The sequence below is a fragment of the Salipaludibacillus aurantiacus genome (assembly GCF_900111295.1).
Classification (GTDB): Bacteria; Bacillota; Bacilli; order Bacillales; family Salisediminibacteriaceae; genus Salipaludibacillus; species Salipaludibacillus aurantiacus.
Genome location: NZ_FOGT01000006.1, coordinates 160,786 through 181,117, shown reverse-complemented (window position 1 = coordinate 181,117; position 20,332 = coordinate 160,786). Strand labels below are relative to the sequence as shown.

Genomic DNA, 20,332 nt, shown 5'->3' with positions numbered 1-20,332 from the left:
ATTAAATGTCAATTGGAATAACGTAATTTTAAAGAGATAAATGAAGTTTGACTAAGAATTGGCACCCGTTTAAAATAAACTTTTACTACCTGAAGTGCTTAATTTCGCCTCTTTGACAGCCTTCGTGAGAGATGATACTATGTTTAAAAAGTTAAATATATTTTTAATAGAATTAATATAAAAATTAAAAGTGGAGATGATATATTTGAATACGAAACAACTGCAGTACATTAATGGTAAATGGGTGGGGGCAAACTCAGGAAACACACGGGATATAATTAATCCGTTTAATCAGGAAGTCATTGCTACTGTTCCTGAAGGGGACGAAACAGACGCAAAAGCAGCTATTGCTGCAGCCAGAGAAACATTTGATGCCGGAACCTGGCCTTCAACTCCAGCTATCGAGCGTGGAGCGATCGTAAGAAAGATTGCTGAATTAATAGAAAGAGATAAAGAAGAACTTGCCAAACTGGAATCACTGGATACTGGTAAAACAATAGAAGAAAGCCGCGGAGATATGGATGATATCGCCGGAGTATTCCGTTATTATGCTGAACTTGCAGATAAAGACGGCGGGGAACTGATTGCCTCTCCAGTGCCTGACTCAATCAGTAAGGTGGTTCACGAACCAGTTGGTGTCTGCGGGCAGATTACACCGTGGAATTATCCTTTACTGCAGGCGTCATGGAAACTGGCTCCCGCTCTTGTAACTGGAAATACTTTAATAATGAAACCGAGTGAAATTACTCCGCTTACGACTATTAAAGTATTCGAACTGATGGAAGAAGCAGGGGTCCCGGCAGGTGCAGCCAACCTGGTACTTGGCGCCGGCCACACAGTTGGTGCAGAGCTATCCGGGAACGTCGATGTGGACCTTATTTCCTTTACAGGCGGCATTGTGACTGGTAAAAAAATTATGCAGACGGCAAGCGTGAATGTAAAGAAGCTGGCACTTGAACTTGGCGGAAAAAACCCTAACATCGTTTTTGAGGATGCTGATTTTGACATAGCGGTCGATCAGGCATTAAACGCGGTATTCTTCCATGCCGGTCAAATCTGTTCTGCAGGCACGAGGCTGATTGTTGAAGAAAGTATTCATGATGAGTTCGTTAACGCACTCACTGCCCGTGTGAATGAATTTAAACTTGGAAACGGATTTGATGAAGATACACAAATGGGTCCGCTTATTTCAGCTGAACATCTCGCGAAAGTTGAAAAGTATGTGGAAACAGGCCTGAAAGAAGGTGCTGTGTTAGCAGCCGGCGGCAGCCGTCCGGAAGATCCTGAACTGCAAAATGGATTTTTCTACCTGCCTACTATTTTTACAAACTGCTCAACAGAGATGAGCGTTGTTCAGGAAGAAGCCTTTGGCCCTGTCATTACGGTGGAGAAATTCCAGACCGAAGAGGAAGCAGTAAAGATTGCGAATGATTCCATTTACGGCCTGGCAGGCGGTGTTTGGACCAACGATATTGCAAAAGCTGAACGTTGTGCTGCAAAGATGCGCATGGGGACCGTGTGGATTAACGAATTCAATCTCTACTTCCCGCATGCACCATGGGGCGGATTTAAGCAGTCCGGTATTGGACGTGAACTTGGAAAACTGGGAATAGAAGAGTACACTGAATCGAAACACATCTTCCATAACCTGAAGCCTCAACCTCTCAAATGGTTCTAATAACTGCCTGTGGCGTTCTGATGGTTAAAACATCAGGGGGCAAATTAAATAGGAAGAAAATAAAACTTGTTTATAGGTATTGATTAAAAATAGTCATATTATTAGAGAATGATAGAGAGACCTTCGTTTAGTTTAACGCTTAACGAGGGTCTCTTTTGTACGTTTTAAAAAATGACGTCATAGGCGCATAAGAAATACCGTCCTTGTTTAAGACACTTCCGGAGAAGGAAATAGAGGACTGGGTAAATATTTTTTTTCCAACAGGAGGGTAAACGAATGAGTTTCCTTAATACTTTCTTAAAACAGCCAATCGGTTATGGGACTGCGCCTTTGGGCAATTTGTTCCGGGATGTACCGGAAGAGCAAGCGCAGGAGACAATTGAATCTGTCTGGAACGAAGGGATACGTTATTTTGATACGGCGCCATTCTATGGGGCAGGTCTTGCGGAGCAGCGGCTCGGAGAATTCTTAAAAAATAAATCCCGTGATGACTATGTGCTCAGCACAAAGGTCGGCCGGATTATTTCCGATGAAACTGAAGAGAAGGAAGGGTTGTTTGAAGACGGCCGGCAAAACAAACTTATCGATGACTATTCAGCAGAGGGGACAAAGCGGTCTATTGAGCAGAGCCTTGAACGTCTGCAGACGGACCGGCTCGACTTCGTCTATGTGCATGATATTTCCGCAGATTTTCACGGCGATGACTGGATCTCCCTCTTTAATGAAGCGCGTAAAGGAGCGTTTCGGGTTCTCAACGAAATGAGGGAAGAAGGTGTCATCCGTGAGTGGGGGCTTGGAGTCAATCTTCCGCTACCGATCGAACTGGCCCTGGAACTGGAGGAGACCGTCCCTACGTTATCCTTACAGGCCACACATTATACCTTAATGAATCATCAGAGCGCACTTGATAAGTTAATGCCTCTTGCAGAAAAAAGAGGAAGCGGAATTGTAGTCGGTGCGCCATACAACTCCGGAGCCCTGCTCGGCGGTGATCACTATGACTATGCACCCGTGAGCAGTGAGATTAAACAGCACGCTCAGCAGCTGCAGGACGTTGCCAGCCAGCACGGAGTGAGTTTAAAAGCTGCCGCTCTTCAGTTTTCGACAGCACATCCGGCAGTCGATGCTGTGATCCCAGGCTCCACACGTCCTGACCGGATCAAAGAAGACGTGGCTGCATTGAAAGAAACAATTCCCGGAGCTTTCTGGCAGGAACTCAGGGACAAAGAACTCATATCTAAAGAAGCGCCGCTTCCAGACGGCAAGTAGACGTACACCAGCCGCCTTATAATGCTGCGCTTTTGAGAGACTACGATCGAACAAGTAACAGAAAAAGGATCATCTGATGTGAAGCAAGGGGCTCCTGCCTCTTGCTTTTTCGCCGTGGAATGCCAATCCTGTCAGATGAACTGTGATTATTTTTGGATTTCTGTTTCAGCAGAAGGTATGATAAAGTTAAGTAGAATTTGGAGTAATGGAGGGGATGGCCAGTGAATGTCATTCCATTTTTTATCGGAATCGTTTTTATTTTTCTGCATTTAATGGCGAATTATTTGTTGCCTGCAGAACGGATCAAAAGGCTGATCTGGTTTTCATTTTCAGGCGGTCTGGCAGTTTCTTATGTATTTGTTTATCTTTTGCCGACCCTTCACCAGGAGCAGGCAAATATTGAGGATAAATACAGAGCGCTTGCCATGGAGTCAGAAATATATTTCGTCGGTTTATTGGGCGTGGTCGTTTTCCTTGGGATACAGTTAATTGTCAGGCGAAATGATGTCTCTCATAAATCGTCGTTCTGGGTAGCCGTTGCTTTCTACACATTTTATAACGCATTAATTTCATTTACAGTGCTTTCAGGCGATGTGGTTGGTGTACAAGCACTGTTTTACAGTATTGCTATCGGCCTTCATATTATCGCGGTGGCCCACGACATGTACCGGGAATTCCCCAATGAATACAGTAAGAAGGGACGGTATATACTGGCCGGCGGAATTGTAATCGGCTGGATTTTTGCCCTGACGGTGGAACTTAACCCTTTAATAAAAGCAATAGTATTTGCCTTTATTTCAGGGGCGATGATCTTTAACGTCTTTAAAAACGAGTTGCCCAATGAAAAGGAAATTCATTATCTGACGTTTGCCATTGGTGTGTTTTCATATACCGTGCTTACGATGTCATTGAAGTTTTTCTTTGAGTGGTAAGCGGGGCGTTTTATTGCACCTCCACATGTTGACCGTGAGGGGGTGCTTATTGTTTTGTGAAAACAACTAGCAACTATTGTATAAGCCACTCACTTGTCGTTCTGCTTTCTGAGTAGACGATATATCGTATATATGACCCGCTCAGAAGGCGCTGCGGGAAGTGAGTGGCTCATAAAGTAAAAAAAAGACCCGCTCAGTCATCGGCAAGGCTGCCGAGAAGGCGATATGTCGGTTATATGACCCACTCAGAAGGCGCTGCGGGAAGTGAGCGGCTCATAAAGTAAAAAAAAAGACCCGCTCAGTCATCGGCAAGGCTGCCGAGAAGGCGATATATCGTATATATGACCCGCTCAGAAGGCGCTGCGGGAAGTGAGCGGGTCATAAAGTAAAAAAAAGACCCGCTCAGTCATCGGCAAGGCTGCCGAGAGGGCGATATGTCGGTTATATGACCTGCTCAGCAGGCGCTGCGGGAAGTGAGCGGGTCATAAAGTAAAAAAAAGACCCGCTCAGTCATCGGCAAAGCCGCCGAGAGGACGATATATCGGATATATGATCCGCTCAGCATGCGCTACGGGAAGTGAGCGGGTCATAAAGTAAAAAAAAGACCCGCTCAGTCATCGGCAAGGCTGCCGAGAAGGCGATACATCGGTTATAAGATCCGCTCAGCAGGCGCCCCGGGAAGTGAGCGGTGCATTCTGATGTTTGAAACATCTTGATTCGCTCGTATTTCTAAAAAAAGAGCCCGCTATTATTCCTTATCCAAAAACGGGCGGTTAATATAGTGATAGACAACGGCCATAAAGATGGCTCCGCCGATAATATTTCCGAGTGTGACAGGAATCAGGTTGCGGATCATGCCTTCGATAGAGACGGCATCCGGATTATCCAGGACGAGTGCGATCGCAAACGTGCACATATTAGCAATACTGTGCTCATATCCGGAGATGAAGAAGCAGAAGACAAAGAATATCATAGCTGCCATTTTTGCAATATCCTCTTTCATGGAAAGAGGAACGAAAAAGGCAAGGCAGATGAGCCAGTTACAGAGAATGGCCCGAAAAAACAATTCCATTACCGGATCTGTCATTTTCTGCTCAGACACGGTAAGCAGAAAGGAATTGACTTCCGGGCTATTAAAAAGTCCAGTGGTATAAATTAAAAAAGCAAACGTGCCCGCGCCTAGAATATTGCCGATATAGGTGTAGGTCCACAATTTGCTGACGACACGCCATTTCATCTTTTTCCGGATGGCTGCGTACGTATGATAAAAGGTATCGCCAGTAAACAAATCCGCTCCGCCGTAGGCAATTAAAATGATGGCGACACTAAAGGATATGCCGGCCATTGGATAAGTCCAGGGGGATTGTTCTATATAGAAGTAGCTCCCTGTCCTAAAGGCGACGATGACGCCAAAACCGATAAACATACTGGCAAGCATCGCCCGGATCAGATAACGGACTTTTCCTGTATTGAAGATTTTTTCTTTTTTGAGCGCTAGTTTTTCAACCTGCTCAAGAGATTTCATTTCCATACGTTTTCTTCCTTTCAGATGGCTGCTCATTTCACTATACGCCTCCATTTCCTAAAAGAAAACAGCGTTTTTCGATGAAAACGGATCCAATTTGCAGGTTTATTTTTGAAGGCGCTTCCATCTCAGGAAACACTGTCAGCCCCTTTTTTCCAAGCCCGCCGGACAGGTTTGAAATGACAAATATTAGCTCGAAAGAGACGTTTACCACTGAAATTGTGAGGGAAAGAAAGTCGGGGGAAAACTACTCAGCGCCTCTTAAATAACTGTCAGCTTCATTCAAAATATATTTCAGTAAACATACTCTAAATAAAAATATCTACATACATTAGCTAAAAATAGGCTAATAAGCCGGTGCGCAGTCAGACAAGGATAAATTAGTATTTAACCCAGGGGCAAAAATGCTTTACAATAAGAATTGCGAATAGATTATGGAGGGTGAATATGAAGACGAAACTTGGACTTATATATGGTGGGAAATCTGCCGAACACAAAGTATCATTACAAACTGCAAAAGCTGTGATTAACGCACTTGATTTATCAAAATATGAGGTTCATCCAATCTATATAACAGAAAACGGTGAGTGGACCAGGGGGGCACAGCTTCAGGGGCCGGTTGATCATGTCGAGGAACTTCTATTGAAAGAAGACGGGGAAGCGGTTTCTCCCGTGGCCTTAAATCCTGGAATTTTTGCGGTTTCAGGCCAGGCTGAGGAAAGCGTTCATTCTGCAGGAAAGCTTGATGTCGTGTTCCCGCTGCTTCACGGACCGAACGGAGAAGACGGGACCGTGCAAGGGCTGCTGGAACTCCTGAACCTCCCGTATGTCGGAAACGGCGTGTTGGCATCAGCTGCCGGAATGGATAAAATCATGATGAAAAACATCTATGAGCAGGCAGGTATTAAGCAGCCGGAATATGTGTGGTACCTTCGCCGGGACTGGGAGAAAGACCAGGATGCTGCCTACACTAAGGTAGAAGAGAAGCTTGGCTATCCTTGTTTTGTTAAGCCTGCAAACTTAGGATCAAGTGTAGGTATCAGTAAATGTAAGGACCGTGAAAGCTTAAAGGAAGCTTTTGAACTCGCTTTTGAATATGACCGTAAAATTATTATTGAAGAAGGAATCGACGGCCGTGAAATAGAAATCGCTGTATTGGGAAATGACGAGCCGGAATGCTCAGTGGTCGGAGAAATCGTTCCTGAAACGGATTTTTATGATTACAAAGCGAAATATGAGGACGGCAGCACAGGGCTCATTATTCCTGCCGATATTACCTCTGACGATTACGAAAACATAAAGCGTGTGGCGATTCAGTCATTTAAAGCTCTGGATTGCTCAGGGCTTGTCCGGGCCGACTTCTTTTTAACAGAAGAAGGCGATGTTCTCATGAACGAGATCAATACGATGCCTGGCTTTACGCCATTCAGTATGTTCCCAATGCTTTGGCAGGAATCAGGCTTATCCTATTCAAAGCTGATTGAAAAACTGGTGGAACTCGGAGTAGAGCGCCACAATGAAAAACAGAAGATTAAACATACTTTTTAATCCCGGAAAACACGCATGAGGTTGACTCCGTTGTGAGTCAGCCTTCTTTTGTATAAAATAAATGAGGACGGTTTCCCTTCTGAGGTGAAAGCCCGAATAAAAAGGGGCGCGGCATAACGCTTCTTTGAAAAAATATAACTTTATTTTTAAGGAATTTTACAGAAATAATTCCTATGGGTTGATATTAAGGAGAGATGAGGATGATTAAAAGAACATTAGAGGATATTGCTGCGTGGGTAAATGGAGAAGTTTCCGGACAGGGCGCCGCTTCATTGGAAATTGCGGGCGTATCCAAAGATACAAGAACGATACGAGAAGGAAATTTATATATCCCGATTGCCGGGGAAAATTTTAACGGCCATGCCTTTGTAAAAGACGCTGCCGGGAAGGGAGCAGCTGGCTCCCTTTGGCAAAAAGACCAGCCGAATCCACCTGCTGATCTGCCGCTTATATTAGTTGAGGACACGTTACAGGCATTACAGGATCTGGCGAGTAACTACTTAGCAAGCCTGCCGGCAAAAGTGATCGGTGTTACCGGCAGCAATGGAAAAACCACCACAAAAGATATGGTGGCTTCTGTGCTTGCCACGACTTATAAGGTTCAGAAAACGGAAGGGAATTATAATAATCATATCGGCCTTCCCTTGACGATTCTCAGTCTTGAAGAAGACACCGAAATGGCTGTATTGGAAATGGGGATGAGCGGGAGAGGTGAAATCGACCTTCTTTCAAGAATCGCTAAGCCTGAAGCGGCCATCATTACAAACATTGGTGAATCTCATTTACAGGATTTAGGTTCACGTGAAGGCATTTCGGAGGCAAAATTTGAAATCACGGCAGGCCTCAGGAAAAACGGCACCCTCGTGATAGACGGAGATGAACCGCTTTTAACCGAAAAAGTGGTAAACAGCCCGTTTCAAGTCATCACCTTTGGTGGATCGGAAACGAATGACTATTACCCGGTAAAAAGTGAGCAGAAGAGCGATGGGACTTTCTTTACGACAAATCAGGCAGATGGCGCTGAATTTTTTATCCCGGTGCTTGGTAAACATAATATTAATAATGCCCTCGCTGTCATTGCGGTTGCCCAAAAATTTGGGGTGGCAGTCTCTGATATTAAAAAAGGGCTCGAAAAACTTAAAATCACAGGGATGCGCACAGAATTAATTGAGGGGAACGACGGTGTGACACTGATTAATGACGCCTATAATGCCAGTCCGACATCCATGCGCGCTGCGGTTGAATTGCTGCAGGATTTAAAAGGCTACAAGAAAAAAATAGTGGTCCTGTCAGATATGCTTGAACTGGGCGCCGATGAAGAAACCTTTCACTTTGAAACAGGAAAAGATATAGACGCTGATAAAATCGACTATGTTTTCACTTTTGGAGTGCTCGGTAAGAAAATCGCAGAGGGTGCAAAAGAGAATTTTCAAGATCACTGTGTCTTTGCCTATGAGGATAAACAGGCGTTGATTGCAAAATTGAAGGAAATTGTGGAGAAAGAGGACATTGTATTAGTTAAAGGCTCCCGCGGCATGAAATTAGAAGAAGTGGTCAACGCATTAACATAATACAAGTGCAATTGAAAGAAGGACTTCGTGTTTTAAAGAGTCCTTCTTTTTATATTGCGCTTTTTTTTATTTTTAATGACCGAAGTCATTAAAAATAAAATGACTTCAGTCATGAAAATACCCCACATTGATGACTCAGGGGACTCACTGGCTCTATAACTCCCTGATATCTTTAAAGTAACGAAAGGAGCTGGTAAGCATGACATCATATATTAAACAGTTTATTGAAAATACGATGGAATTGTCTTGGCCGTTAAGAATACTCGTTTTTCTATTAACCGGGGTGGTGATTTTCGGTATCGGATACGGACTGGGTAGAGTTGGAGGAACCTTTATTTTTTAATCTGTGAAAAAGACCGGGGCTTAAAACTATATTAAGGAGTGAGAGGATGGCAACACTAACAAATAAGGAACGGATTGTATCGTTGGATGTGTTGAGAGGCATTGCATTAATAGGTATTTTTGTAGTCAATATCTCATTAATGAAGTCATTGAGTCTATTAGAATATTCCCTTGGACTGCCAAGTGAATTAACAGGCATTGACAGGTGGTTGTCTCTGGTCATTCAACTGTTTGCTGAAGGGTCATTTATATCCATTTTTTCATTTTTATTCGGAGTTGGATTCTTTATTTTTATGAGCAACGCTGAAGCAAAAGGATTTAAAGTAAAAAGGCTGTTTGCCAGACGGCTTACAGGCCTGCTGGTAATCGGAGCGATTCATTTTACACTTATCTGGATGGGAGATATTTTACTTACCTATGCATTGACAGGGTTTTTGCTGCTCTTATTTTATAACCGTAAAACAAAGACCATACTCGTATCTGCATTCCTGTTACTGTCACTATTCTTTTTACTTATCGGATCCCAGCTTTTAATGCCTGAATCCATGGTGGCAGATCTGCAGGATGATAGTCACGCTATGCTGGGACAAGCAGAAGCAGCTTACGGAACAGCCCCATCGTGGGAGTGGATCACGTACCGGTTAACAGAAGAGGTACCGTTTATTGGATCCCAGCTCGTCTTTTTGGCTTCTTATGTGTTAGGCATGTTCCTTCTTGGTTTCTATGCTGGCAGAAAAGGGTGGTTTCAGAAGGGAGAACAACTCCTTCCATTCTTTAGAAAATTAAGAAACACGTGTTTGACGATCAGTCTTCCGCTGCTGGCGGCTCTGGCTTTAGTCTATCTAGGTGTGACTGATACCGGGGTGAAGACGGTTTATGTTATAGATTTATTGACACGGGTGAGCGCTGTGTTTTTAGCCTTTGCCTATCTTTCAATGATTGTCATATGGGTCCATAAGCCATATGGAAAACGGTTGAAAGCCCGTCTGGCCGCTATGGGGAGGATGGCCTTAACCAATTATTTAATGCAAACGACACTGGCGCTTACGTTTATTTACGGGTTTGGTTTATTTAATAACATGCAGCTTTGGCAAGGGATTCTGTTATGTGCAACGATTATTGCTATTCAAATGGCAGTCAGTCCGCTCTGGCTAAACCGTTTCCGCTATGGACCAATGGAAAAAATCTGGCGGGCTATGACCTACGGACGTACTAAGCCGTTAGAGCAAGGTACGCAGAAAGCGCACATCTCGTAACTCGACTCTGTTTCTGGTGTAAACCCAGTTAGCAGGCAAAGGCACAGTTATAACTATTAGTATACCAATAAAGCAGAAGCGGCGTTTCCATGAAGTGCCGCTTCTGTTTTTAGTCAGAGGTTTAACTCCCGCAGTTTTTAACCTGCTGTCATTCCGCCATCAGCGACAAACTCTGAACCTGTGCAGTAGCTTGATTCGTCTGAAGCCAGAAATACACAGAGGCCTGATAATTCTTCAGGCATCGCTGTCCGTCCGAGCGGAATGCCTTTAGCCAGTTCGTTAATCACAGGCTGAAGCTCCTCTGCGGCTGTCATTGGGGTTTTAATAATTCCTGGGTGAATGGAGTTAACGCGAATACCTTCCGGACCCAGTTCCACTGCCGCGGATTTTGTCATTCCGCGAACAGCGAACTTCGTTGCGTTGTAAGCGAGTGACATGGCCTGGCCGACTAATCCGGAAATTGAAGAAATATTAATAATAGAGCCGTTAGCTGCTTTTTTCATTGAAGGCAGTACAGACTTCATTCCTAAAAAGACTCCAAACTGGTTTACTTTATATACCTTTTCATAGTTTTCAGCGCTTAGCGATTCCGTCGGTTCCTGGATGACAATGCCTGCATTGTTTACCAGGACACTGACGGGGCCAAATGTTTCCTCTGTCTTTTTCACGATCTCATTCCATTCATTTTCACTAGTCACATCATGTGCAAAAAAGACGCAGGGATTGCCAAGATCGTTTGCTATCTTTTCTCCTTCATCAGTCAAGACATCTGTAATGACCACTTTTGCCCCCTCTTTAACAAATTCTTTTGCGAAGGCAGCACCTATTCCACGAGCTCCCCCTGTAATTAATGCGACCTTTCCTGTTAAACGTCCCATTCCTGTACCTCCTTTGAAAATGTTGGCCTTCTTAAAACAATCATCAGTTTAGTGTACGTATTTTAAAGGAAATACATACGAGCAGCTTATAAGAAGGGAGTATCTATCAAATAAGCGGCTAAATATAAAAAAATATATGAAATTCTGTAAAGAAACTGCTCACTTATTAGGATTCTCGGTTTGGGAAAATGCTGCGAAAACAGAAACCGCCTGACGTAACGCAGCCTTTATTTTTTTCAAATAACCTTTTTTTAAAAAGAAAGTGATTAGAGAAACTATTTAAATTTAAACGGTTCGGGTAAAGAAGAGGTAGGAACGTATAAAAATAATGCAATGAAATATAAAGGAGTTGGAGCAGGTGAGCTTGGAAGACATATTTAATAAACAGAAAACAGCAACTGAAGGAAGCAACGAGCATACAGTTAGCGGTAATTATGGCATGGTATCAAGTCCTATACATGAAGTATCGGAAATTGGAGAGGAAGTGCTGAAAGACGGAGGGAATGCGATTGATGCCATCATTGCCATGCAGTTTGCTTTAGGGCCGGCTGAAGGAATGAATACAGGTATAGGAGCCGGCGGGTTTATTATGTATTATGACAGCGAAAAAAACGAGACTAAAGTTGTCAACGGACATACGCAGGCGCCGGAAGCGGTAAAGCCCGACATCTTTTATGAAAACGGAGAGCTAATGTCGTTTGATGATCGGACCATGAGCCCAAGGTCGGTGGGTGTGCCGGGCTCCACAAAGATGCTTGAACTCGCTCATGAACGCTATGGATCTATGCCGCTTGAACGGCTGGTTGATCCGGCTATTAAGCTGGCAGAAGAAGAGTTCCGTGTAAACAGCCTATGGGAACGAACGATTGATTTGTTTGAACACCGTCTCGGAGACGAAGCGAAAAAAATATATATGCCGAATGGCACGAAGCTTAAAGAAGGAGACACGATCAGGCAGACTGATTACGCTCGTGCATTAAAAGCGATTCGGAAAGAAGGATTTAAATCCGTTTACGAAGGCGAAATTGCTAATGCGATTATAGAAACGCTTCAGGAAGAAGGCGGGATCATGACGAAAAAAGATCTGGAAAGCTACGAAGCTGCCATTGATAATCCGCTGTGGGGAAGCTATAAAGAGTTTGACTTTGCCTTTCCTTCTCCTCCGAACGGCGGCGGGTTTGCAGTATCCCAGCTCTTGAAAATACTTGAACCGCTCGAAATCAGCCAATATGATATTAAATCATGGAAAAAATACCACCTGCTTGCTGAATCGATGCGGCTCGCTATTGCTGATCAGCAAACATATATGGGAGACCCTAATAGTGTTGATATTCCAATGGAAGGCCTTTTTAATGATGAGTATCTGGAAGAAAGGCGAAAGCTTCTCAACTTCGATTTTCGAAGGGAAGAAATAAAAGGCGGAAACCCGTATAAGTATCAGAAAGGGGCAGCCGGCCGTGAAATGAAACAGGATACGAGTGAAAAAGGAATGGAAACAACCCATTTCACTGCTGTGGACCGCTGGGGCAATATTGCCGCATGCACAACGTCACTGGAGCGGATGTTCGGTTCCGGAATTATGGTGCCTGGGTACGGATTCGTACTCAATAACGATTTAACTGATTTTAGCCCGGAACCTGGGTCGGCCAACGAACCTAACGGGAAAAAGTATGCGGTCAGTTCAAAAGCCCCTACTATTGTTTATCATGACGATAAGCCGTTCTTTACTCTTGGGTCACCCGGGGCCTCAACCATTGTCGGTTCTGTCGTGCAGGTCTTTTTGCATCTCGTTGAATATAAGATGGATTTGAGAGAAGCAGTGGCTGAAACGAGAATTTTTAACAACCCGGATTTGTCTATGGAATGGGAAGATGGAATAAATGATGAAGCGATGAAGAAGCTGAAAGAACTCGGCTATGAGCTGAACAGAAGCTTTAAGACACAGACAGCAGATGTCAGAATTGGTGATGTGCAGGCTATCCTGATCGATCCTAAAACCGGAAAACTTTACGGTGCAGCAGATTCACCTCGCCCGGGAGCGGCGATAGGTTTGACAGAGCCGCCTGCTGAATAATAAAATTACCCAGTCTTTTTCAGAAAAAACAGGCAGGCTGTTTAAATAATTTCAAGCAGGCATGAGCCCGGATGGAACCGGACTCATGCCTTTTTCATTTCAGAAAAGGCTATTTTGTAAAAATAATAAATGGATAAGAAAGAGAAAAAGCATCCATACTACACCTTGACAGGAATATTATGGAGGTGTTGAGAATCATGAATCGGATGTCAATGAGGGAACTCTATACGGTCGAAGATGAAGTGCGGGCAGAAGAGATAACAGCTAAAACTCTGAACTGGTGTGCTTCTCAATGTAACGACGAAGAAATTAGACGGTTATTGGAAGAGCTGGCCGAACAGCATCAGTTGCAGGTAGCTGAGATCGCTAAATATTTTAATAACTCTGGGTTAACCCAATAGGAGGTGCTTCACATGCCAAATAATATAGAAGGCCGCGGATTGACTGATCGGGAAATGCTTCAGCTTTGTCTTGAACTGGAGAAGGGAAGATGCCGAAGTGCTGCCAGCACATTATTGGAGACAAGCCATGAACAGCTCAGAGAAGTCTATCAAAGGTGTTTTAACAATGCGAGGGATAGCCAGTATGCCATGTACAATCTAATGAATTCAAAGGGATGGTATATCCAGTCTCAGGCTTCCCGTGAGGAGGTCGGAAGGGTTCAGGAGGAAATGCAAAATAATCTGCACCCGGATGACCAGTTTTTACCATAGATTTCTTTCCCCCCTGTCTAAAAGATGGGGGATTTATTTTTGGGGAAAACACTAAAAAAATGTATTAACTTTTCTTAAATTCGGGTATTGGAATAAAATACGACGTTTTACAGGAGGAAAGCACGTGTTCAAAGAAGTGATTGAATTGTTTGAAGAAAGTATTATCATTACAGATAAAAATCTATATATTCTTTATATTAATAAATCCTATGAGCAGTTATTCGGTTTATCTTTTAAGGAAGTGGAAGGAAGACACCTTCATGAAGTGTTCCCGGAGACACCGGATGAGGCCCGCCTGGCAACTCAAACAGTTACTGCGAAGGAAGGCCTGAGCTTTAAAAATATTAATTTTCACTGGAAGGGCAGGGACTTGGTATTAAGAGTGCAGACAAAAATTCATTATGATCAAAAGGGAGAGATTGAATTTGTAATGACTCAAATTGAAGATGTCACAGAAAATGTTGAACGTCAGCAGGAACGTGACGCCATGATTCAGGAGATGACAATTAATATTATCCCCGTTACAGAGGAAATTGGGATTCTGCCTCTCCATGCCATCAAGACTGAAAATCAGAAAGATATTATTGTAGAGAATACCCTCATTCAATGCCGCTCACTGGGAGTGAAATATCTTGCTCTCGATCTCTCATCTTTAAAAGTAATGGATGAAGAATTTGCATTTATTATTTCAAGGTTATTAAGCACTCTTAAACTGCTAGGGGTAAAAGTTTTTATATCTGGAATTCAGCCCGAAGTGGTTCCTTATATTCAGACGAACTATGAGTATCTTTCGGAACACTCTACTTATCAGACGCTTCATCAGGCGATAGATGAACTCTTATGCAAATAGGGTCAATTTTATAGAAAACAGTTAAATTGAAAACATCCTACTATACCTCATGGTTTGACAATTTAATGAAAAAATCAGCGTTAAAAGGCCTTTAACCAGGTCTTTTTTTGTCTGTTAAACAAGCAAGAGTGCGGAACGGCGGGGTTAAAACTTATATTAACTGTAAGTTTTTTCAATAGAGCAGCAATTTCGACTGTGTATCTAAATGTTTTAAAATAGTTCCAAGTTGGAATATACCCTTAGGGAGCGTCATTTTTATACGTTAAATCTTTTAAACAGGAGGTTATTAGTGTGAGTAAAGAGAGTGAAGATCCAAGCAAAGGCAAATTAATAGATTATAAAATCTTTTTGCCATCTTTATTTATAATTATTGCTATCAGTATTCCTTTTTCTAATTATGAAGCAGCATCAGTGAATGTCTTAAATAATATATTCGATAGAATAGTTGAGGTTTTCAGCTGGGGGTATATTTGGTACGCCCTTATCCTTCTTGGTGCTGCTTTATATTTTTCATTTTCAAAATATGGAAATGTCGTTTTAGGAGATCCGAGGGAGAAGCCACGATTTACTTTATTTGAGTATGCTTCCATATTAATTGCTATGGGACTTGGTTCAACCATTATGAGGACCGGAATGGTTGAATGGGCCAATGTGGCCTCAGATCCGCCGTTTGGTATCGAAGCGCAGTCAGGTGAAGCTTTATTAATGGGGAACGCCTACAGCATGTTCCTCTGGAGTTTTCAGACATTTGCCATCTTTGTTATGGCGGCTCCAGCAATGGCTTACATTCTGCATGTAAGGAAACGTCCTCTAATGAGGATCTCCGAGGCGTGCCGCTGTATATTCGGTGATAAGTTTACCGATGGGCTGGGCGGTAAATTCCTGGACATGATTTTTCTAGTCAGTATCCTTGCGGGGGCAGCAGTTACATTAGGGTTAGGAACACCAATTGTGACTTATAACTTATCACAGCTGTTTACAATAGAGGTGACGTTCGGTTTAACTTTAATAGTAACAATAATCTGGGTCATTCTATTCTCCATCAGTGCTTACTTAGGTATTGACAGAGGTATTAAAAGGTTAAGTACATTTAATATGTATCTTGCCGGAGGGTTTGCTCTATTTGTAATGATTGCAGGTCCAGGAGTATTTATACTTGATTATTTCACTGAAAGCATCAGTGTCCTTTTAACGAATTATATTGATATTTCTCTTTATACAGATTCTATTAACGCTGAAGGCACAACGCATATGCAAAGCAATACAATTTTCTGGTTTGCCTATAATGCCACATGGGCCATGCTCCATAGTATTTTTGCTGCGAAAATCTCCCAGGGAAGAACCGTTAAAGAGATGATTTTAACCTATTTAATGGCACCGACAATGTTAGCCTGGCTAGCAACGGGTGTACTTGGCGGTTTAGGCGTGCAACGCTATTTAACCGGTGAAGTCCCTGTGATTGATATTGTCACAAACAATGATCAAATGGCTGCTATTCCTGAGATTTTAAGCTCGCTGCCGTTTGCTACGTTTGCTATTACAGTTTTCACAATCGTAGCTATGATTTTCTTAACTACAACGCTGGACTCTACCACTTATACAATAGCAGCTTATACAAGTACAAAAGATATGAGTAAGTATGAGCCTTCGAGAATGCTTCGTATTACCGTTGCCGGTATTGTAGCAACAGTCGCTTTGGTCTTAATGAGAGTAGGCGGGCTGGCACCTCTCGAAGTTGTGTCGGGTCTTATGGGGTTACCTATCATTGTCATTCAGTTTCTGACCATTTATGCAGCTATAAAAATGATGGATCAGGACAAGGCCTGGGAAAGTAATACGAGAAGACAGGCTGAACGTGAAAAACGGACAGGATAAAGCAGAAAGCTCTTCATGTGATCTAAACACATGAGGGGCTTTTTTCATTAAAAAAGTTTTTCTAAGGATATCAATTGTTGAATAGGAATCGCTCGCCAGTGAGCTTCTGTAAGGCGGCAATAAATGCTTTACACGTGAACATACAGCTGTCAGGCTGATTTTATTCTGTCTCATACGCTAACATCTTCATAGGAATTTTTGTGAAAATATTTACAAATGATTGTCAATGCCTCCCGCTCCAAGTAAAATGACATGCAGGTAGATTGTGGGATTAATAGTTTTTAAGACTGAAGAGCGGTAAATTTCAATTCCGCATAAAACACAATCTTCGGCTCTTAATGGATCATTTGGAAAAGGACAGCAAATATACCTGAAAGCGGGCGTTAGCAAGACATCAGCTGTCTCTGTCTTAAAAAAAGGAGGAGCAAATATGCCGCAGAGAAAATGGGAGATGCCCCATACGTTTATTATTATCTTTTTTGTCGTGATTCTTGCCGGGTTGCTGACATATATGGTACCTATGGGGATTTTTGAAACGGAAGAAGTGACATACGAGAGCCAGGGGACAGAGCATACGAGGACAGTATTAATTCCTGAGACATTTGAGTATGTGACAGATGAACAGGGAGAACCGGTGCGGGACGGTGTGAGCCTCTTTGAACCTTTCGGTGAAGCTGGTTTTTTAAACTATGTATTCGAAGGCATGGTTTCAGGTGATAAATGGGGCTCTGCTGTCGGGGTTGTTGCTTTTATTTTAATTATTGGCGGTGCCTTTGGAATTATTATGCGGACGAAGTCAATCGATCAGGGAATTCTGACGGTAATAGATAAAACAAAAGGCAGAGAGTCACTTATTATCCCTGTGATGTTCTTTTTCTTTTCCCTCGGTGGGGCCGTTTTTGGAATGGGAGAAGAAGCGATTGCGTTTGCGATTATCCTGATACCGCTGGTTATTGCGTTGGGCTATGATGCCATTACAGGAGTAATGATTACCTATGTAGCCACTCAGATTGGTTTTGCCACTTCATGGATGAACCCGTTCGGGGTAGCTATCGCACAAGGTGTGTCGGATGTACCCGTGCTGTCAGGGGCCCCTTTTCGTATTGGCATGTGGGCTGTGTTTACGGCAGCCGGAATTATTTACACGATGTGGTACGCAAGTAAAGTGAAAAGAGATCCGAGGGCTTCTTACTCTATAAAAGCAAACGAGTATTTCAGAAAGCATAACCAGCAGCAGGAGCTAAAGAGGTCTTTTACTCTTGGGGACACCCTTGTGGTGCTGACATTAGTGCTTGGAATTGTGTGGATCATCTGGGGAGTGATACAGGACGCTTATTTCATTCCGGAAATCGCCACCCAATTCTTTACTATAGGGATAGTTGCAGGTGTTATTGGAGTGATCTTTAAGTTAAATAACATGAGAGTTAATGATATTGCAGAAAGTTTTTCTGAGGGTGCCCAGCAGCTCCTTCCTGCTGCACTGGTAGTAGGAATGGCTAAAGGGATTATCATCATATTAGGCGGAGATGCAGCAGATGAGCCTTCCGTTTTAAATACGATGCTTTACCATGCCGGTGGAATGATTGATAATCTTCCTGAAATTCTTTCAGCAAGCTTCATCCTTATATTTCAATCTGTCATTAACTTTTTCGTGGTGTCAGGTTCCGGCCAGGCAGCACTAACCATGCCGTTAATTGCTCCGTTATCAGATATTGCAGGAGTTTCCCGGCAGATTGCTGTCCTTGGTTTTCAGCTTGGTGACGGGTTAACAAACATTATTGTTCCTACATCAGCTGCATTAATGGGAACTTTGGGTGCTGCGCGTATAGACTGGGGCACGTGGTTCCGTTTTATCATTATATTTCAGCTTCTTATGTTCGGCTTAGCATTTGTTTTTGTTATTATCGCTGTACTGATTAACTTTTCATAATAAGATGAGGGAAGAAAACCGGCATTTATGTGCCGGTTTTTTTTGGGGGCAAATTTGAGCGGATTATTTAAGAGAAAATTCTGATAATTTATTGACAACATCCTAGTTGTGTTATAACATAGATTTTAAATAATTGATCTGTTATAAAACAAAAGGGAGATGTGAGTGATGGAAAAGAACAATATTCATGAATTTCTGCAGTCAATGAAGCAGGCTGAAAGTGAGCAATTATTTTTAAATGAAGAGGATAGTCACCAAGAGAATATTGAAAACAGGGATTTCCTATTTACTCACATGTTTTTTTAAAAGATTAGCTTTCTAAGGCCCGAACAGAGAGCTGTGAGGCGTGAAAGGTCAAAAGAGGGGGGTCTCTAATGCCCGAACGGGGATTGGGCGGGTGTAAACAGTCAAAAGAGAAAGCCTTTATTGCTCGAATGAAGTGTGGCACCAGGCGAACTGGTAACAGCTGAAATTTATCACTCCCGCGAGGAGAGGGCCGGTCCCAGCAGGCATAAGACCTCGCCTCTCATGGTCCCTTCAAACTCCTCACGCCACTGAATATGAACCTCTGCCGGCCTCCAAGTGGCATACTGATTATTTACTGAAGTCCGGAAAATTATCTCCGGGCTTTTTTCCATTAAAGAAAAATAATTGAAATGTCCAAACACAAATTACTACTTTTACATAAGCTGTAGTGTAATTACAAAAAAGGATTTAGAAAGGTGGGATTTGAATGTATCATCACGGATGTATTGACCCGTGTAATTACGGTTATGGTGTTGGCGGTGCAGCTACCCCTTATTATGGGAAATGTAACGGATTCGCCTTAATCGTTGTGCTGTTTATTCTTCTGGTTATCATTGGAGCCTCTTTTACAAAGAAATACTAATTAAATCAGGTTATTCCACCCATTATAAAAAGGCTGGAAAAGCGGGGGTTCCCGTTTTTCCAGCCTTTTTTTCTTCACTGGGTACTTTTTATTTCTGCTTCAACTGTTTCTTCAACTTCATTTCTTGAGATTTTTTCACGTCCATTTTTCAAGGCTTTTAGTGTTTTCTTTGCTAAAGCGAGAGGCACTTTGCAGAATAGGATGATACTGCGGCTGTTCAGGTCCTTCATATATTTATCTCCCAAGGCAAGGTTCCGTTCTGCATAGGCAAATAAATCGTCTCTTGTCCACCCGTCCGGGACAAATGAGACGCCTCTTTCCTGATCTTCGTCCTGGTTCCGTAAGATGTTAACGGTCTGTAAACCCCGTCCATAAGCGACAGCCATATCCCGGTCAGTCTTTGTTCCGTCCCGCCATTCCCAAATATCAGAGAGCATGACTCCAACGAGCCCTGCGACGTAATACGTGTAATCATCCAGATCTTCTTTTGTTCTGATATTCCAGTTTTTCTCTGTCCAGTCTGCCATCCCTAAAGCCATGGTCCGAGTGGATTCTTTTACTTTACCGGTTATGTCTGCCGGGCACGTCTCCAGCCAGTCGCCCAGCCTCACGGTCACTTCAGGAAGCAGGTGCCTGTATGGCCGGACGAGCCGGAGGTATGCTTCATTATCAAAATTAGTCTCCAGGAGTGCTCCAGTCTCACGGAGTAAATATTGTTTGGTTGTAGAGTCCAAAGTATGGTGGTCTTCAATTTCATCGATGGCTCTCATGCATAAGTAGGCAGAAGCAACAGCTTTTTTTAACACTGGCTCCAGTAGTGTAATAGGTATATAGAAGGTTCTGCTTGTCAGCTTCAGCATATGCATGGCTTCTTTTTGGAGTTTTTTATCGTGATACATTAATGGCTTTCCCCTTTCAAATTCTGTAAACGGCATATACGAACGGCGTTTTGTCTATTATAACTAATCTGCCTGGCGAAGTCATAAAAAAACAGGCAAACGT

Annotated in this window: 19 protein-coding genes; 16 read left to right on the top strand and 3 right to left on the bottom strand. The window is 42.9% G+C overall.

Translation table 11 applies throughout. From position 1 onward, the window contains the following. Nucleotides 1-205: 205 nt before the first annotated feature. The 3 genes from betB to BMW59_RS09515 all read left to right on the top strand — a co-directional run bounded on the left by betB (nt 206) and on the right by BMW59_RS09515 (nt 3,879). On the top strand, nt 206-1,678 hold the full coding sequence (betB, locus tag BMW59_RS09525) for a betaine-aldehyde dehydrogenase (RefSeq protein WP_245733035.1): 1,473 nt from the start codon (nt 206-208) through the stop codon (nt 1,676-1,678). A 276-nt stretch (nt 1,679-1,954) separates the two neighbouring features. Continuing rightward, the gene (locus BMW59_RS09520; RefSeq protein ID WP_093050828.1) at nt 1,955-2,947 is read left to right on the top strand and encodes an aldo/keto reductase; all 993 of its coding nucleotides are present in this window, start codon (nt 1,955-1,957) and stop codon (nt 2,945-2,947) included. 221 nt (nt 2,948-3,168) lie between these two features. Continuing rightward, on the top strand, nt 3,169-3,879 hold the full coding sequence (locus tag BMW59_RS09515; RefSeq protein ID WP_245733033.1) for a hypothetical protein: 711 nt from the start codon (nt 3,169-3,171) through the stop codon (nt 3,877-3,879). Between the two features lie 748 nt (nt 3,880-4,627). Here BMW59_RS09515 and BMW59_RS09510 read toward each other — a convergent pair. Next, nucleotides 4,628-5,410, bottom strand: coding sequence for a formate/nitrite transporter family protein (locus BMW59_RS09510; RefSeq protein WP_093051110.1), 783 nt, complete (start codon nt 5,408-5,410; stop codon nt 4,628-4,630). Between the two features lie 74 nt (nt 5,411-5,484). Here BMW59_RS09510 and BMW59_RS21640 point away from each other — a divergent pair, with 74 nt between their 5' ends. From BMW59_RS21640 to BMW59_RS09490, 5 genes are all read left to right on the top strand, one after another. After that, entirely contained in the window at nt 5,485-5,673 is a 189-nt protein-coding gene (locus BMW59_RS21640) for a hypothetical protein (RefSeq protein WP_093050825.1), read from the top strand. 178 nt (nt 5,674-5,851) lie between these two features. Continuing rightward, a complete protein-coding gene (locus tag BMW59_RS09500; protein ID WP_093050821.1) occupies nt 5,852-6,952 on the top strand; it encodes a D-alanine--D-alanine ligase in 1,101 nt (366 codons plus the stop codon). Nucleotides 6,953-7,152: 200 nt separating this feature from the next. After that, a complete protein-coding gene (locus BMW59_RS09495) occupies nt 7,153-8,523 on the top strand; it encodes a UDP-N-acetylmuramoyl-tripeptide--D-alanyl-D-alanine ligase (protein ID WP_093050818.1) in 1,371 nt (456 codons plus the stop codon). A gap of 199 nt (nt 8,524-8,722) precedes the next feature. Continuing rightward, a complete protein-coding gene (locus BMW59_RS21635) occupies nt 8,723-8,866 on the top strand; it encodes a hypothetical protein (RefSeq protein WP_177174261.1) in 144 nt (47 codons plus the stop codon). 46 nt (nt 8,867-8,912) lie between these two features. Next, the gene (locus BMW59_RS09490) at nt 8,913-10,121 is read left to right on the top strand and encodes a DUF418 domain-containing protein (RefSeq protein WP_093050815.1); all 1,209 of its coding nucleotides are present in this window, start codon (nt 8,913-8,915) and stop codon (nt 10,119-10,121) included. A 137-nt stretch (nt 10,122-10,258) separates the two neighbouring features. Here the strand turns inward: BMW59_RS09490 and BMW59_RS09485 are convergent, their stop codons facing one another. After that, nucleotides 10,259-10,999, bottom strand: a complete 741-nt coding sequence (locus BMW59_RS09485; protein ID WP_093050812.1) for a glucose 1-dehydrogenase — start codon at nt 10,997-10,999, stop codon at nt 10,259-10,261. 358 nt (nt 11,000-11,357) lie between these two features. On the opposite strand from BMW59_RS09485, the gene ggt reads away from it, so the two are divergent. From ggt to BMW59_RS09445, 8 genes are all read left to right on the top strand, one after another. After that, the gene (gene ggt / locus BMW59_RS09480; protein WP_093050808.1) at nt 11,358-13,073 is read left to right on the top strand and encodes a gamma-glutamyltransferase; all 1,716 of its coding nucleotides are present in this window, start codon (nt 11,358-11,360) and stop codon (nt 13,071-13,073) included. Between the two features lie 197 nt (nt 13,074-13,270). Then, nucleotides 13,271-13,474, top strand: coding sequence for a hypothetical protein (locus tag BMW59_RS09475; protein WP_093050805.1), 204 nt, complete (start codon nt 13,271-13,273; stop codon nt 13,472-13,474). Nucleotides 13,475-13,486: 12 nt separating this feature from the next. Continuing rightward, the gene (locus tag BMW59_RS09470) at nt 13,487-13,786 is read left to right on the top strand and encodes a spore coat protein (protein ID WP_093050802.1); all 300 of its coding nucleotides are present in this window, start codon (nt 13,487-13,489) and stop codon (nt 13,784-13,786) included. 124 nt (nt 13,787-13,910) lie between these two features. Next, entirely contained in the window at nt 13,911-14,636 is a 726-nt protein-coding gene (locus BMW59_RS09465; RefSeq protein WP_177174260.1) for a PAS domain S-box protein, read from the top strand. Nucleotides 14,637-14,927: 291 nt separating this feature from the next. Beyond that, entirely contained in the window at nt 14,928-16,511 is a 1,584-nt protein-coding gene (locus tag BMW59_RS09460; RefSeq protein ID WP_425441264.1) for a BCCT family transporter, read from the top strand. A gap of 430 nt (nt 16,512-16,941) precedes the next feature. Beyond that, nucleotides 16,942-18,441: a putative basic amino acid antiporter YfcC gene (gene yfcC / locus BMW59_RS09455; RefSeq protein ID WP_093050793.1), complete on the top strand. Its 1,500-nt coding sequence runs from the start codon at nt 16,942-16,944 to the stop codon at nt 18,439-18,441. A 168-nt stretch (nt 18,442-18,609) separates the two neighbouring features. After that, nucleotides 18,610-18,747 (top strand): hypothetical protein, encoded by a 138-nt coding sequence (locus BMW59_RS21630; RefSeq protein WP_177174259.1) that lies wholly within the window; start codon nt 18,610-18,612, stop codon nt 18,745-18,747. Nucleotides 18,748-19,174: 427 nt separating this feature from the next. Beyond that, the gene (locus BMW59_RS09445; RefSeq protein WP_093050787.1) at nt 19,175-19,330 is read left to right on the top strand and encodes a YjcZ family sporulation protein; all 156 of its coding nucleotides are present in this window, start codon (nt 19,175-19,177) and stop codon (nt 19,328-19,330) included. A 74-nt stretch (nt 19,331-19,404) separates the two neighbouring features. On the opposite strand, the gene BMW59_RS09440 is transcribed toward BMW59_RS09445, so the two are convergent. Continuing rightward, nucleotides 19,405-20,229 carry a squalene/phytoene synthase family protein gene (locus tag BMW59_RS09440; protein ID WP_093050784.1) on the bottom strand — a complete coding sequence of 275 codons (825 nt, stop codon included), beginning with the start codon at nt 20,227-20,229 and terminating at the stop codon, nt 19,405-19,407. Between the last annotated feature and the right edge of the window lie 103 nt (nt 20,230-20,332).

Bases quoted from the DNA above. Each gene is read 5' to 3' on its own strand.
- BMW59_RS09520 (WP_093050828.1), top strand. From the start codon at position 1,955: ATGAGTTTCCTTAATACTTTCTTAAAACAGCCAATCGGTTATGGGACT.
- BMW59_RS09510 (WP_093051110.1), bottom strand. From the start codon at position 5,410: ATGGAAATGAAATCTCTTGAGCAGGTTGAAAAACTAGCGCTCAAAAAA.
- BMW59_RS21640 (WP_093050825.1), top strand. From the start codon at position 5,485: ATGAAAACGGATCCAATTTGCAGGTTTATTTTTGAAGGCGCTTCCATC.
- BMW59_RS09500 (WP_093050821.1), top strand. From the start codon at position 5,852: ATGAAGACGAAACTTGGACTTATATATGGTGGGAAATCTGCCGAACAC.
- BMW59_RS09495 (WP_093050818.1), top strand. From the start codon at position 7,153: ATGATTAAAAGAACATTAGAGGATATTGCTGCGTGGGTAAATGGAGAA.
- BMW59_RS21635 (WP_177174261.1), top strand. From the start codon at position 8,723: ATGACATCATATATTAAACAGTTTATTGAAAATACGATGGAATTGTCT.
- BMW59_RS09490 (WP_093050815.1), top strand. From the start codon at position 8,913: ATGGCAACACTAACAAATAAGGAACGGATTGTATCGTTGGATGTGTTG.
- BMW59_RS09485 (WP_093050812.1), bottom strand. From the start codon at position 10,999: ATGGGACGTTTAACAGGAAAGGTCGCATTAATTACAGGGGGAGCTCGT.
- BMW59_RS09475 (WP_093050805.1), top strand. From the start codon at position 13,271: ATGAATCGGATGTCAATGAGGGAACTCTATACGGTCGAAGATGAAGTG.
- BMW59_RS09470 (WP_093050802.1), top strand. From the start codon at position 13,487: ATGCCAAATAATATAGAAGGCCGCGGATTGACTGATCGGGAAATGCTT.
- yfcC (WP_093050793.1), top strand. From the start codon at position 16,942: ATGCCGCAGAGAAAATGGGAGATGCCCCATACGTTTATTATTATCTTT.
- BMW59_RS21630 (WP_177174259.1), top strand. From the start codon at position 18,610: ATGGAAAAGAACAATATTCATGAATTTCTGCAGTCAATGAAGCAGGCT.
- BMW59_RS09445 (WP_093050787.1), top strand. From the start codon at position 19,175: ATGTATCATCACGGATGTATTGACCCGTGTAATTACGGTTATGGTGTT.
- BMW59_RS09440 (WP_093050784.1), bottom strand. From the start codon at position 20,229: ATGTATCACGATAAAAAACTCCAAAAAGAAGCCATGCATATGCTGAAG.